The sequence below is a fragment of the Streptomyces sp. NPDC087263 genome, from assembly GCF_044744645.1.
Classification (GTDB): Bacteria; Actinomycetota; Actinomycetes; order Streptomycetales; family Streptomycetaceae; genus Streptomyces.
This window is the reverse complement of record NZ_JBIUYT010000020.1, coordinates 25,133-39,791: the sequence shown is the minus strand read 5'-3', so window position 1 is coordinate 39,791 and position 14,659 is coordinate 25,133. Positions and strand designations below refer to the sequence as shown.

The 14,659-nt window shown below is 69.2% G+C and carries 8 protein-coding genes and 1 pseudogene; all 9 read right to left on the bottom strand.

What is annotated here, in order from left to right; translation table 11 throughout:
- Nucleotides 1–3: 3 nt before the first annotated feature.
- The 9 genes and pseudogenes from ACIPC1_RS39320 to ACIPC1_RS39280 all read right to left on the bottom strand — a co-directional run bounded on the left by ACIPC1_RS39320 (nucleotide 4) and on the right by ACIPC1_RS39280 (nucleotide 14,630).
- Nucleotides 4–1,473, bottom strand: coding sequence for a Wadjet anti-phage system protein JetD domain-containing protein (locus tag ACIPC1_RS39320; RefSeq protein WP_402526371.1), 1,470 nt, complete (start codon nucleotides 1,471–1,473; stop codon nucleotides 4–6).
- Nucleotides 1,466–4,558 carry a hypothetical protein gene (locus tag ACIPC1_RS39315; protein WP_402526368.1) on the bottom strand — a complete coding sequence of 1,031 codons (3,093 nt, stop codon included), beginning with the start codon at nucleotides 4,556–4,558 and terminating at the stop codon, nucleotides 1,466–1,468. Before ACIPC1_RS39315 ends, ACIPC1_RS39320 begins: the two co-directional genes overlap by 8 nt.
- Nucleotides 4,555–5,190 (bottom strand): hypothetical protein, encoded by a 636-nt coding sequence (locus ACIPC1_RS39310; RefSeq protein WP_402526365.1) that lies wholly within the window; start codon nucleotides 5,188–5,190, stop codon nucleotides 4,555–4,557. The genes ACIPC1_RS39315 and ACIPC1_RS39310 overlap by 4 nt, the downstream gene beginning before the upstream one ends.
- A gap of 3 nt (nucleotides 5,191–5,193) precedes the next feature.
- On the bottom strand, nucleotides 5,194–5,760 hold the full coding sequence (locus tag ACIPC1_RS39305; RefSeq protein WP_402526363.1) for a hypothetical protein: 567 nt from the start codon (nucleotides 5,758–5,760) through the stop codon (nucleotides 5,194–5,196).
- On the bottom strand, nucleotides 5,757–6,926 hold the full coding sequence (locus ACIPC1_RS39300) for a hypothetical protein (protein ID WP_402526360.1): 1,170 nt from the start codon (nucleotides 6,924–6,926) through the stop codon (nucleotides 5,757–5,759). The genes ACIPC1_RS39305 and ACIPC1_RS39300 overlap by 4 nt, the downstream gene beginning before the upstream one ends.
- A gap of 333 nt (nucleotides 6,927–7,259) precedes the next feature.
- Nucleotides 7,260–9,629: a hypothetical protein gene (locus ACIPC1_RS39295; protein ID WP_402526357.1), complete on the bottom strand. Its 2,370-nt coding sequence runs from the start codon at nucleotides 9,627–9,629 to the stop codon at nucleotides 7,260–7,262.
- Nucleotides 9,630–9,736: 107 nt separating this feature from the next.
- Entirely contained in the window at nucleotides 9,737–10,153 is a 417-nt protein-coding gene (locus ACIPC1_RS39290) for a hypothetical protein (RefSeq protein ID WP_402526354.1), read from the bottom strand.
- Nucleotides 10,154–10,409: 256 nt separating this feature from the next.
- Nucleotides 10,410–11,663: pseudogene (locus ACIPC1_RS39285) on the bottom strand (IS256 family transposase).
- Between the two features lie 138 nt (nucleotides 11,664–11,801).
- The gene (locus tag ACIPC1_RS39280) at nucleotides 11,802–14,630 is read right to left on the bottom strand and encodes a dsDNA nuclease domain-containing protein (RefSeq protein ID WP_402526351.1); all 2,829 of its coding nucleotides are present in this window, start codon (nucleotides 14,628–14,630) and stop codon (nucleotides 11,802–11,804) included.
- Nucleotides 14,631–14,659 lie beyond the last annotated feature (29 nt).

The following is a 14,659-nucleotide window of genomic DNA, read 5'->3' as shown; positions in this document are numbered from 1 at the left end:
TGATCACGCGGTGTCTGCGCGTCCGGGTGCTTCCTCAGCCAGCCTGGTCGCGGTGGAGCCGTCGGTGAGCTGGTTCAGTATGTCGGCCAGGGTCGGCAGGACTTCGTCGTAGAGGGTTTCATGCTCGCAGCCGTCGCCGCCGTTGCGGGCGATCTCGGAGGCCAGGGCGCGCAAGGAGGGCGGACCGCTGACGGCGAGCCGGTGGGCGAGCTTGAGGTTCTCCTCCTGCTTTCCAGGTTTCTGGCGGTACTTCGTACCGTCCTTGTACAGGTTGACGTCCATACCGACGGGGGTGATGGTGCGGCCGATGCGTTCGGTGAGGTTGGCGATGATCTGGATGCCGTGGGCGTCCAAGTCCTGCCAGGCGGCCACCGGCAGCGGTGCCATGGCCTTGAGGAACGCGGCCAGCCCGTGCGTGGCGTAGCCGGCACCCCACATGCACAGCCACCGGTCGGCGATCTTCGGATGCTTGCACACCTCAGTGAAGGTGTCCTCGTTCTCGATGAGGAGCACACCCACAGCTGAGCAGTCGATCAGGCCGAGACTGAGCAAGCCGCGGGCGGGCAGGCCCAGCCAGGGGTGGCATGCCGCGGCGTCGGCGATGACGGTGTCGACCCGCCAGCGCAGTGGGCCGCGCATCCGCAACTCGGTCTCGCTCTCTTCCACGGCCTGGTCGAAGGGCATACCGACGAGGTTGGCGAACGCCTGCCGACGTGGCGGGGTCCAGGGGACCTTGGTGTCACGCATGCTCTTGCCGACCAGGGCTTTGGCGGTCAGTTGCCGAGATCTGGGCTGGGCGGACCACCACACCGCGGCGGACCTGACTGCCACCTCGTACACCCGCCAGTCCTCGGTGCCGGTGGCGCTGCCTACCGGGACCTTGACGGTACGGCCCGGGGGAGTGGCGGCCAACAGGGCGTGTTCATTGGCAAGTTGGGGGACCCCTGCCATGGCGTGCAGCAGCTCGGCATGCAACTGCAGCGGGTCCGGGTGTCCCCGTAGTTGTGTGAGCTTGTCTTCACGCAGGTGGGCCCAGGACTGTGTCAGTCGCCAGGAGTCGGGGACGAATCCGGTGGTCTTCACGACCTTGCAGCGCAGGACGACAGCCCCGCTCCGGATCAGGGACACCGCGGTGCGCCATGCCTCCTGCGGACCGAACTCGGCCTCGATGGTCGCCCACCGCTTGTAGGTCCGGGTCGACAGGACCTTGATCAATTCGCTGGTCGACATGCCGGGCGGTGGGTCGTAGGCCTGGACAGGGTCGGAGGCGATGAGGTCAACGATGGTGGGTTTGACGCGTCGTTTGCGGTCGAGGGGCACGCGCAGGAGTACCTCGTTGCCGTCCTTGCTGGTGCGGGGCACGGTGACCGCGACAACCCCGGCCGGAAGGCCGGTGAGCGGCACCTCTCGTCGGCCGTAGGCTTCGCCGATCAGCAACGGAGGGCGGGGGAGGGGCGTGGGGGTGTCAGGCATGGGAGCGTCCTGCGGTGATCCAGTCGGCGGTCAGTTCCACGCGCTGGGCGTTCGGGTCGTATCCCCAGGCGCGGGTGGGCTGGTTGTAGGCGTCGGAGGAGGCGGCGTGGGTGAACCACAGCAGCTCGTCGCAGACGTCCGCGGCATCCACCAGGACGCTGTCCTGGCAGGTGCCCAGGATGGTCAGTTGCTGCCGGCGGGCCACGTCGCGCAGGGCGGCGAGCATGTCCTTGCGGTTGACCTCGCCCAGGCTGTTGCCGAGCTCGTCCAGGATCAGGACGCGGCCGCGGGTCTCGGCGTCGGCGAGGAGGGCAGCCAGGACCAGCTGGATGGCATACACCTTCACCTGGGCGCCGTTGGCGTTCTCCCGGTAATGCACGTAGCCGCCGCGAGCTGAGCGTTTCCAGTGGGGGGTGACCTCCCAGCGCCAGGGCATGGCGCCCTCGGGCCGCACGCTCGCCTTCTCCAAGCGGGCCCCATCGCCGCCGCGCTGGCGGTCCAGGGCGTCGAAGGCGTCGTTGATCTGGGTGAGCAGCCCGTCGATATGCCGCTCGATCATGTCCTGCAGCGTCTCAAGGGTGCGGGCACTGTTCTCCGCCCCCTCGGTGAGCTCGGCCAGGGCCTGCTTGCCCAGGGCACGGTCGGCGGCGATCTGGGCGGCCACGACGGTATCCCGTTCGGCGTATCCGTCCAGCCGGATCTGCAAAGGCAAGGCCATGTTGTCAAAGCTGGTTCCTGGCAGCGCCGACGGGTCTTCTTCGGCGAAACGGGCCCGCGCCTGCCCTGCGAGACGCAAGTCGCCCTCGGCGGCAGCCAGCGCACCGTCCGGCAGGCCGTAGTGTCCGTAGGCGATGCGCAGTTGGTCCTCGACCTCGCGCCGCAGCCGGCCGGGCCGGGGTACCGGCGTGTCGACGTCACCCATCCCCAGCAGCTCAGCAGCCTCCTCGACTGAGGCCCCCCACAACTGCAGCCACGCCGGACAGGCGATCTCGGCCCGGGTCTTCTCCAGCGCGCCGTTCTCCCTGAGCCGCTCCTTGTGAGCCTTGACGGCCGTATCCAGAGTCAGCTGCGCGACCAATACTCTCTCCTGGTGGGCTGACAGGGCGGCCTGGGCCCGTTCCCACGCCCCTTGCAGTTTCTCCTCAGTGCCACGGACGGCGGTGACATCCACGTCCGCAGCCGCCACCGCGGCGGTCAATTCAGCGTCCTGCACCTGCAGGGCGGCCAGGCGCTGTGCTGCCACAGCAGCGTCGTACTCGATCTGAGCGATCTCCAGCTGCGCCTCGGCAGTCTCCACGCCCGCGTCCGCCGTACCCGCCTTGCTCCTGCACTGCTCCAGGTGCGCCCTGGCCTGGACGAGCCGGGCAGCCCGACCTGCAACCGGGGCGTCGAATCCTCCCAGGACCGTCAGGGACAGGCCGGGATCGCACACGGCCAGCGGCTCGTCGACCGTGCTCATGCGCTCCTGGAGCGTATTCAGGAACCCGGTGAGCGGCATCCGGCTGCGCACTCCCTGGGGCCACACCCCCACCACGTCGTCAGCATCCGCGGCGATGACCTGTGCACCGGGCAGGCTGCCCAGCGTCTCCCGCGCGCGTTCGGCCCACTCGTGCGGCACCACCACGGCATCACGCCAGGCCCACAGACGCGGCTCCCACGCCGCACGGGCCGACTCTTCCAGCTGCAGCTGGTCCATCAACCCGAGAGCGGTGATGCGTTCTGCGGCGAGAACCTCAAGCGCCTGGCCAGCTGCCCCGCTGCGCCCTTGCTCCACCGCCGTCATCAGCTCACGGGCCTCTCCGACGGCACGGTGTGCATCCTCCGCCTGCCGCTGTGCGCCGTACAGGCCGCCACGGGCCTCCTCCAGGCCGACACGTGCGTCGGCGGCGCTCGCCCCCCGCCACAGGGAGGTCTGCGGCCTCAGACTGGCCATCTCCTGGCGCACCAGGCCTTGCCTGGTAGCCGCCGAGGTCCGTACCGCACTGGCCTCCTCGGTGATCTGTTTGGCGTCCGACCACGCCTGGCGGGCTGTGTCGGCGAGGCCGGCCAGATCGGTGGCTGCCCGCAGCTCGTCGAAGCGGCTGCGGGCCTGCTCGACCAGATCCTGCGCCTGGCGCACCTGTTCGTTCTTGTCGTCCAGCTCCGCCCCCAGTTTCTGGTCGGCCTGGACGGACTGGAGACAGGAGGATGCCACGAAGCGCTGCCATGCGCGGCGCCCCTCTTCGAGAGCGGCACGTGCCAGGGCCCGGGCCCGCACACCCTCCAGCACGGACTCGCCTTCCGCCATGGTCTGTGCGTGATCGGCCTGAACCTTCTCCAGCTCCCGGGCATGCTCCAGAGCTTTGCCGCGGCGGGCCGCCTCCTGCTCCAGCAGATGGGTCATGCCGGACAGGGCGATCAGGGCCTCCCCGATCTCGTGCGGTTCCATCGCGGTCAGCTGCTGGCTCAGCAGCGAGGGCACTGCTGGCCGCAGCGGGGTGTCGAGGTAGGTCAGGCATCGCGGCGCGTTGCCGTAGAGCTCTTCGGCCATCCGGCGCACCGACAGGATGCGGGCGGTGCCCAGCTCCTGCCACCGGTCGTCCGCCTGCACCGCACGCTCGGCATCGGTTGAGGCGTCGGCCACATGGATGCCCTCAGTCCAGTTGGCCTGGACGTAGGGGGCGGACGCGGCGAGGCGTACCCACACCGTCAGCGCATCCGCGGCAGGATCGCTTTCAGCGCCGGTGAAAACACCTACCACGTAGCCGTGGGTGGCCGCCGGCATCTGCTGGGCCCGGTCCACCCCTGCCGCATCCGGCTTGAACAGGATGCCGCTGGCGTACAACCCGTGGTTGGACTCGAACCGCCACTGAGGATCGGCCAGCAGCAGGGAGACCGCGATGAGGAACGAGGTCTTGCCGGAACCGTTGGAGTCTTCCTTGGGGCCCATCCCGGATACGGCGACGAACGTCTCGGGGACCACAGGGACCGCGTGGGTGGTCAGCCGGGCGATGTCGAAGGTCTGGACCGCCACGAGGTGACGGTCGCCGACGATGCCGCGATGTTCGGCGAGCCGGGGGAGCTCCTCAAACAGATACTCGTTCACCACGCCTCTTCGCTCCAGTCAGCCTGGGATGTGTTGCGTGCTCTCAGCCGCAAGATTGACCCAGCGAGCGCCCCTGCCGGCTCAGCCAGCAGCACCAACTGCTCGAACAGGGCTGTCTGGGCCGCCGGGGTCAGCCGCAGCAGCTGGCTGCCCAGCACGATCCCCGCCGCCGTGAAGCGCACCAAGTCGGCCGCGGCCAGACGGCGCAGCGCGGCGTCCACCACACCGTCGGACACCGCAGACTCCTTCAGCCGCTCCCGGCTCACCGGCACGCCCTGGGTCCACAAGGTTTGCGGCAGAACGCTGCCGCGAGCCCGGGGGACGGCGACACTGAACAGCATCACCAGCGCCAGCACGGCGCGGTCCTCACGCGGCAGGATTCCGATCCCCTCGGCGGCCAGCCGCTCTCGGACCGCGTCGTCGTAGCCGGACAAGAACCCCTCGCCCACAGCGAGCAGCTCCCGCCCCGAGGCTGCCAGTACTTCTTCCACCACCCGGCGCAGCGGCACCTCCGCCAGCGCTCGGAAGTGGGCCGCAGGCACAGGAAGACGTGCGGTCTCCACCGCACATACCGCGGCCCGCACCTCTGCCCGGCGCTGTTCCGGCAGTGCCTGAAGCAATGTCAGCTCCATGCCCTACTCCTTTTCCGCACAAGGCAGACAGTTGTAGCCGCGCCGCAGCTCGTCGATGTCCCGCTCACTCCATGCGGCCACCATCGGTCCCAGGCGCACTAGACCGTCCCCCACATCGGCAGCCAGGTAGCCGCAGGCACGCAGGGTCCGCAGCGCACGGCGATAAGGAGAGGTCTGCCCGATCGATGCGATGCCCTCGAGCAGGGGGCCGTCGCCCGGCGGGGCGCAGGCCGCGAGCACGTCCTCCTCGGCCACCGCGCGCCCCGGGTAGGGGCCAGCGCGGTCGGGATCAGGCCAGCACAGGCGCAGCGCAGCCCCCAGTGTCAGCAACTGCGACGGCGTAGCCTCCCGGTGGGTCTTTGGATCCGCCACCACACCGCTGACCGGCTCCACATCAGGCAACCAGCGCATCATGACGCCCCGGCCACCGCCCGGCATCGCCACCTCCACCAGACGCCGCTCCACATCAGCCGCCGCCTGCTGCAACTCCCGCAGTTCACCGGCCGCTGCGGCAAGCGACACGGCCCGCACAGCGCGCGCCCGGGCCAGCCGATAGGCGTCATCGTTCACGCCCGCTCCTCCTGCTCCGCGGACGCATCCGGATCCGCAGCACCCGAGACGTCCTCAGGCAGGCGGTACAGCGACAGCGGGGAGGCGTACGTGACCGTGCCAGCCGGCTCCACCAGGATGCCGTCGCTGACCTGAACGAAATACGGAGTGGTGGGATCTGCGGACGCCTGCAGCAGGTCCACCACCGCGGCGATCGCCGCAGGCCACGGCAGCGCCCGCAACGGCGCAGTCAAATCCGCCTCCTGACCGCCACTCAGCCACAACTGCATGGACGCCGCCCGCCGTTGGCGCAGCTGCCGTGCCTTCTGACGGGCCACCTCCAGCGGATCAGGGCCCGGCGGCAGCGCCGCGGGCCGTGCCGGACGCCGACGAGGCACCGGAGGCCGCCGCTCCTCAGCCGCCACTAGCACCTGCGCCGCGGTAATCTCCACACTGGCCGGGTCGAAGACAGCGGCGGCGAACACCTCCGCAAGCGCATCTACCGGTGCGCTCAGCGCGGCGGACACATACTGCTCGGGCTGCAGCATGGTGAAGTCCCGCCGGGCCCTGGCCTGCTCCAGCAACCGGTCAGAGAACTCATCCACCGCAGCCGAATACCGCAGCGCCTCATCGATCAGACGCGTTCCCGATGCCCTCAGCCGCGGAAAATGGCTGCTGACCGCCTCGACCAGCCGATGCGCGTGGGTCAGCAAGACTGCCTTCGAGCGATGGTGATGACGCTCGCCCACCAACTCTTCGATGGGCTTGGACCGCACCAGCCGCAGCAGATGCCCGGTGTTGATGGACAGATCGCGCCGCGCCCGCAACAGCTTGGCCGCCAACTGGCCCTCATCCAGCAGCCCCTGTTGCAGGCTGTCATGCGTGCGGTCCAGCAGCGTCGTGATCTCCTCGACGCCGCCAACCTGCGCCAGCCGCTCGAAGACCAGCAGGGCCGCTCCGCTGGTCGGATTGAAGACGTAGCGCCCTTCATAGGCCTTGCCGCGGGGCCGCTCCAGCAGCCGCAGACCCACGAAGACCTTGAACCGGGCATCGAACGCTTCTCCCGACGCCACCGAAGCGCACGCCGTCGCAAGCTCCGAGCGGGTCAGTCCCAGTTCGGGGGCAAGGTCACCGAACACGTCATGGATGGCCTCGGCGAGCCGCAGCGACAGCGGATCCTCCGTCACCGCGTTGGCGGACGCTGCTACCGGAGCCATAAATGGCAGCACGTAGTCCAGGGGCCCAGGGCGCGTCTCATCGGCTAAGTCAGCGAACAGATCACCCTGCTCGGCGCTGCTCTCCTCTAAAGGCAAGGTCCCCCCTGGCCAGAACGGACGCCCCCGCCCCCTCCTTCAAGGGGCCGAACCTATCCGCCACGGGCGCCGCGCGCTGGCACATCGTCAACATCCCTCGCTTTAGTGACGGATGGCACAAACAGGCCGTCTGGATACCGGAGGGCACGCACCCGCAGGCAGTCCATTCCTCGGCCCGGACCTGGGGCGCAAGCCCGCGGGCAGGCGCTACGGGAGACCCGTGCGCAGAGTTCGCGGCCCACTATCGGTGAGGTGGAGGCGATGGAGGTCTTCGTGGAGCCAGGCGTAGGCGTAGTTGATGGCGGGCGCGTCGCCGAGGACTTCCGGTTCGCTGAGCACCGGCGTACTCGGGCGTGCCCACGGAGACCTTGCTGGCTCGTTCCCGGGTGGAACAGGAGGCACCGGAGCGTAGAGGTCGTCTTCTGACGGGACGAGACGGACGGTGACCGAACCTCTTGGCGAGGGGCGGAGGGAGAGCCGCATGAGGGGCGGTTCATACGAGTCGCTGTCGCCAGGCGGACAGTACAGGTCGGCGCCGAGTGCGAAGGGGGCGGCACTGGCCAGGCCGAGGACCTGCTTGAGGTGGGGGAACCAGGTGTCGACGAGCGCGGTGTAGATCTCGACTGCGGCGGTCAGGACCTGCTCGGTGCGCAGTCTGAACTGTTGTGCCTCCCAGGGCCCGTGTGCGTGAGGGCCGTGCGCCTGGTCGGGGACGGCGTAGGGGTGGTGAAGCATGCCGTTGGCGTCGGCCCATCGACCGCTGGCGAGTTCCTCGTCGATCCGGAGCAACTCCGCCCGCCAGGCGGTGAACTGCCGGCCGTAGCCGGACCGGACCGGCAGGCTTCCCCTGGAGTAGAGGCGTTGGCGCAGAGCCTGGTGCACTTCGTCCGCCCGCATCGGGGCGAAGCGACGAGAGGTACGTCCCAGCAGGCCCTCTCCCGCCAACCACAGGCGCTCCTTGGTGTAGGCGTCGCAGTCGGCCAGGTCGAAGTCCTTGCGCCCGCACAGCGTGTGCAGGCCTGAGGCGAGTACGCCCAGTGTCTGCTGCCAGGGCCAAGCGGCGTAGTCCGCCGCGATCAGCCCAGCCGATGCCGTCATGGGACGTATCCCACGTGGTTCCGCCCAGCGATGGGCAACCGGGATCGCGAGTCCCGGAGTGTGGTTGCCGTCGCGGCGCAGGATGTGCAGCCCCAGCCTGTTGCCCTCCAGACGGGCATCGACCGTCACCGGACCGGTCCATCCCGCGTAGAGGAAGATACGGTCACCCGCCGGGCTGAGCGTGCGTTGCCAGGCCTCAAGCGTCATCTGCAGACGACGGCTGACCACGCTGGCAGGAAGATCCGGCCACGGGCCTTCCCCCTCCGACACGTCACGCGGGATGGCCTCGTGGACAGCCCAGGCCGCGACGCCCGGCTGGGCACGCAGCAAAGGATCAAGCACCGTGCCTACCAACTCCCAGCCGCCCGAGGCGATCGCCATGGCCAGCCCGTAGCGCCACCGGTCCAGCAGCTCCACGCTCTGCATCACCTCTGCCAGCACCCCGCCGGCCAGCAGGGCCTGGCCGGCGAAGTACTGCTCGAGCACGGGCAGAGCGAAGGCCAGATGCCGGTCGCCGAGACGCACCACCAGCCGGGTGCCCAGCAGCGCCCGCACCTCGCCAGGGGTGCCCACGTCAGCGGCCGCCGCCAGGCCTCCGGTGCTGGCACAAGCCGCAGCCAGCCGCTGCAACAGCCGCTCGGCACGTTCTTCCTGGACGCTTTCGACATCGCGCAACGCCCGGGTGACCAGAGCGTCGAGGAAGGCCACCGGACTGTTCGGCAGACGCTCGCGATCGCGCTGGAGCTGCGCCCCGATGATGGCGAACAGAGGCCGACGCAGCACGCTGCGCACCATGCTCGATTGGCTGCGCACCGCGAGGCCGCTTCCGCCGAGCCGGTCCATCAGCGCCGCCGCTTCCTCTTCGGCCAGCTCTGGCATGACCCTGCGCAACTTGGCGTCCATCTCCAGGCCGGGACGGGCGGTGAGCAGGATGCGCCAGCGCCCACCGGTCGCAGACGCGGCCCAGCTGAGGGCTTGGTCCAGCAGCTCTTTACCGCGGATCGGACCGGGCTCATCCAGCCCGTCCACCACCAGCGCAACACCGCGTGCGGCAGGATCGCCGAGTGCGCGTGCCGCGCGGGTGGCCGCGTCGATCACGTTGCCCGGAATGTGCTGAGCGACGAGGTGAACTGGAATGGGGGCCTGCGCGTCGGCGCGGACGGCGGCGATGTCCTGCTGGTGCTGCCGCTCGGCGGCCAGCGACTTACCCGCTCCGAAGCCGCCCTCCAGAACGACAACACCGGTCTCCGGCAAGGTGGCCGCTACCGCTGTGGGCAGGGCTCCCAGCTGCGAGCTGTCAGCGAATTCGGCTGCCACCGCGAGGGGAACACCGGCCGCGTGCCAGCGCTGCACCATGCGGGCCCGGCCTGCGGCGGCCAGGTCATCCAGCGTTACCCGCTCATCAGGCCACAGCTGCCCCACGAACACGGTGTTGCCGTGCCCGGACACGGCAATCTCGGCAGACCCGCCGATCGCCATGGCTCCTTCACCCGATGCCGACACTGTGCCCGGCACGGCCGAAGTCTGGGGCGGGCACAGAGATGCATCGTTGCGCGGCCGGAAACCGAAGCAGCTCCACCAGGCTTTCACGTGCTGTTGCCGTCCCCGGTGACCGCCTCACCGATGGAACCGCCTGCCGACACCGACTTCGGGCCAGACGCCTCCACAGGCCCGCTCGGGGCTGCCGGCCCTGGGAGAGGAGAGGGCGCCGGGCCCGACGACTGGCTGCGGTTGCCCGTGACAGCTCTGCCAATGCTGCCGCCGGCGGCAACGGAACCTGCGCCGGACGCAGTGACCGTCTGGGCGGTCTGTTGCGCGGACTGCAGCAGCAAGCCACGGACGGCAAAGATGGTCATGACGAGCGTGGCGGTATCGGCAGCAAGACCCGCCACGCTGCCCGCTGTGCCGAGATCCTTCAGCCACAACAACAAGGCCAGCCCCACGCAGGTCAGGCCGGCTACTCCCGTCACCACCCACAACACGCCCCGGTGCCAGCCCGCCATCACAACACCCCGCCAGTCCCTGATCTGTTGCGGCACCCTAACCGAAGGACGGCAGACGTGCGCCGCACCTCTCAGCCCTGCGCGGTTGCTCTGCTGCCTGGCGCACCACGGACCTTGTGCCACACGGTCGGCTTGCCACCTCCGACGCCGCTCCCGAGACCCCGGCGACGTCGAACTCGACCGCCCACGCCAACACACGCACGCTGTCGAGCACAGCGGGAGTAATTGTCAATATCTGTGGATCGGTTGAGGTTGTTCAGGCTGCGTGAGCCTCGGGGCGTTCGACGAGGTGCCCGCGTTCGAAGCGGGCTCCGGCGCGGACGAGGGCCACGAGGTGGGGCGCGTTGACCGCCCTCCAGCGCGCCTGGGTGGACTCGACGAGCTTGAAGACCATGGCGAGCGCGGCGGCCGCGCTGCCCGCACCCTTGGTGACCTTGGTCCTCAGCCGCACGGTCGCGAAGGTCGATTCGATGGGATTCGTCGTGCGCAGGTGAACCCAGTGCTCGGCCGGGAAGCCGTAGAACGCCAGCAGCTCGTCGACATCATCGGTGATCTTCTTGACGGCCTTGGGCCACTTCGCGCCGTAGGTCTTCTCGAATGCGGCGACGGCCTTGACCGCGTGTTCGCGGTCCTCGGCGTTGAGATGTCCTGCAGCGCCTTTCGCGCGCCAGGCTGGGCCGACGACGGGATCGCGTTGAGCACATTGGCCGTTTTATGAACCCAGCACCGCTGATGGCGGGCCTCGGGGAAAACCTCTGCCAGGGCCTTCCAGAAGCCCAATGCTCCGTCGCCGACCGCGAGGACCGGAGCGCGCATCCCGCGCCGGGAGCAATCACGCAGGAGATCGGCCCAGGACTCGGCGGACTCGCGGTAGCCGTCGGCCATCGCGATCAGCTCCTTGGTGCCGTCCGCGCGCACGCCCATGACGACGAGCACGCAGGACTTCACCTCGGCCAGGCGGATCCGCAGGAGGGATCCCGTCGGCCCAGACGTAGACGTAGTCCGTGGCCGACAGGTCGCGCTCGCCGAATGCCTTGTGATCGGCCTGCCACTGCGTCGTCAGCCGGGTGATGGTGGCGGGCGAGAGGCCGGCGGAGGAACCGAGGAACTGCTCCAGAGCGGGCACGAAGTCACCCGATGACAGGCCGTGCAGGTAAAGCAGGGGCAGCACCTCGCTGATCTTCGGGGACTTGCGGGCCCAGGGCGGCAGGATCGCTGAGGAGAACCGCTTGCGCTCCCCGGTCGTCTCGTCGACGCGCTTGTCATTGACCCGCGGGGCCTTGACCTCGATCGCCCCGGCCGCGGTGGTGACCCTTCTGGGCTGGTGGTAGCCGTTGCGCACGACCAGACGCCGCCCGGACTCGTCTCGCTGATCGGCCAACTCGGCTATGTAGGTGTTGACTTCGGCTTCCAACGCGGCGGCCAGCATCCGCCGAGCACCCTCGCGGACGATCTCGTCAATCAGGGAGCCGTGTGGTGTCGTTCCGTCTTCGTTGACTACCGTGAGCACGGGCGTGCCTTCCCGACCGACGCGCCAACGTCGGCCTACTCGATGACCATCACAGGATCATTCGGGAAGGTACGCCCTTCGCGCGCCAACCCGAGGTTGATCCACAGGTCTTGAGCATTGCTCTTTCGGGCTCGGGTGTCAGAGGCCGGTTGAGAGCTCGCCGGTGATCTGCTGGCCGCCTTGGTCGCCCAGCTCGGTCAGGGCCTGGGTGGCGGCTACGCACCAGTCGAGCCAGTCCGGGTCGCCCCGGTAGTCCTCGATCAGTTTGTGCAGCGCGCGAACTGCCGCCTCGGGATCCAGGGGTGAGAGGCGGGTCGCTGCGTCGAGGCGGTCGTCGAAGTGGATGTCCGCTCCGGCGAGGTACACCAAGGCGGGGCGGGCGCGTTCGTCCCCGACAGACAGGAGTACCTCAGCGGCTCGTACCCGGACGGTCTCGTACAGGTGAGAGTCGCGGACGAGCCGGTGGCAGGCGTCTCTTCCACGCACCGGGTCCAGCTCCAGCAAAGACCTGGCAGCCAGGAGACGGTTGCTGAAATCCGGGCTGTGCGGGTCCTCGTTGAACTCCTCGTCCAGGAGCCGATCGTCCACCAGCGTCTCGAGCGCGGTGATGCCCTCCTGCAGGTCCAGTTCCGCCAGCACGCTCGCCGCCCAGACGCGTGAGGTGGCGTCGCTGTCGGGATCTGCGCTCGCTGTTGCCATGGCCTGTGCGGCCGTCTGGACCAGTGGCTTCCACGTGTCGGCGAGCAGGGTGCCCAGGGACAGCTGGGTGGCGATCAGCAGGCACCCGCGGATGTTGTCGGGCACCGCCAGCGCCCTGAGGGAAGTGGCGGGGTCGGTGGGCGGGGCGGTTCCGGGGTCGATGAGGAAGCCGATGTAGGAGGCGGTGTCCGGCGGTGCACCCCACGGGGTCGTCCCCCAGCCCTCCTCCCAGGGGTCGAGCAGCCGATCGAGCTCACGGGCATGGGCAAAAGGAGTGCGCGCGAGGTGGCGGGCAGCGCAGTACTCCTGAAGGGTCTGGTGGAGGAAGGCGAAACCGTCCCCGGAGCGAGTGAACAGCCCGCTGCGCCCCAGGACCGAGGCCAGGAAACCGTTCCAGTCGTCCTCCGGCACGGCGCGGGGGCGCCGCGCGCTGTCCAGGGAGGCCAGCGCGCCGACCCAGGACGTCAGACTGCCGCTGCGGTGGCCATACGCCAGGCTGTCGATCGTGTCCGGCAGTTGATCGAGCAGGTCATGGGCCCGTGACACGGCCGTGGGGCCGAAACACGCAAGGGCAGCTTCGGCCTGGCTCCGCACCCCCGACAGGCCCCTGCCGCTCATCCGGCGGTGCAGCAGGTCGGTGAATCTCGCATACAGAGCTCCCCGGGTGGCTGGCAGTGACTGCCCGGGATCTGCGGCATACAGCTGGCACAGCATCGTCGCCATGAGCGGAGTACGGGCGAAACCGGTCAGGTGTGCGTCGTCCAGCACGCGGACGAAGCGGCCCGCCGCCTCCTGGGAGTCGGGCACACCCAAGCCGTCCAGGACGCGCTGGGCAGCGCTGGACAGTTCACTGCGGGAGAAGGGCACCAACTGGTAGCGGGGCACGTCGTGGCCCAGGGCGCGGAGGTCCTTCCCGGGAAGCGGCCGGGTGGCCACGACGAACCGGTACAGGGGGTCGGGCTCGGCGGCGAAGTTGGCCAGGGTGCGCAGGAGGTTCTGCCGGTCGTCCCGGTCGGTGATCTCATCGAGTCCGTCGACCAGCACGAGCCAGCAGGCGCCCGGGGCGGGCCTGCTGAGGAAGAGCTCGTCGGACAGCGTCCGCTGCAGTGCGAAAGCGGCCAGCTGTGTGGTTGCCGCTGCAGCCAGAGCATTTGGCAGGGGAGAGCCGAGCAGCGCTGTGGCCGGCACGGTCACCCCGAGCAGTTGCTGGTCCTCGCGGGCGAGCCAGCGTTCGGCCGAGTCGGCCTGCACAGCGCGCAGGAGGCTGGACTTCCCGCCGCCCGGGCCGGCAAGCACCAGGCACACGGGTGCGCGTCCCAAGAGCGCGGAGGCGTCGGCAACATCGCCGGGAGACTGATCTGCCGGACTGTCGTGCTGTCGCCCGTTCTCCGAGGCGACCCGGTGCAGGCGCTGCGGCACGTAGACGGAACTCAGCGACGGCACGGTCGCCTGCCCGGCCTCGGGATAGGGATGCGTCTGTGCTGCGAGCCGGCTCGCGCGCACGTAGTCGGCCAGGTCCGGGCGGGTCAGACGCAGCGCGACGTCGCGGAGCTTCTGCGGCGTCAGGCGCTTGCGCAGGACCGGCTCCGGTACATCGGGCTGTGTCACTAGCGCCTGCCAGCGCGGTCCCAGGCTCCCGCCCATCGCGAGCCTGACCCGGTTGAGGAGATCCGCGCGCAGCACCTCGACTTCCCCGACCCGTAGATGCGGGGCCAAGGCGAAGAGCACATCGCGGTTGCAGCGCTCCAGCTCGTAACGGTCCGGCAGTTCCTTGATGCGTACCAGCCGCAGGAACTCTGCAGTCTCGGTAGGGTCCGCATCGAGGTACTTGGCGATCCTGCCCAGCCGCTTCGTGCTGTCGCTTCCCCGTCCCTGTGCGACAGCACGCACATCTGCCTCGGAGCTCAGCGGACCCTCCACGCCGACCGTTAGGAGGTACGGCAGGTCCTTGTGCTCCCACAGGGCCCGATGGGTGCGTAGAAGGCTTGCCAGAGCCTTGCTCCGGAGCACCTTGGACAAGGTCCAACTATCGTGCTTCTCTCGGGACTTGATTTGCTGGAAATCCCACAGCGCCACGCCGTCTGACACTGTGCCGCCGGCCCGGGCGACCAGGACATCCTCGAAATGCTCGCACGTCACGTGGACCACTCCGGCACCCGCCAGCATCTCCAACACCCCACGGAGCGTGGCCTGCGCCTGGTAGGTGAAACGCTCCTCGGTCGCCGAGCCCGTGTCGTCAGGCGCCGGAAGGCGGCCTGGATCCTGCATCCCCCGATGATCCTCTCTGTGGGCCGGTC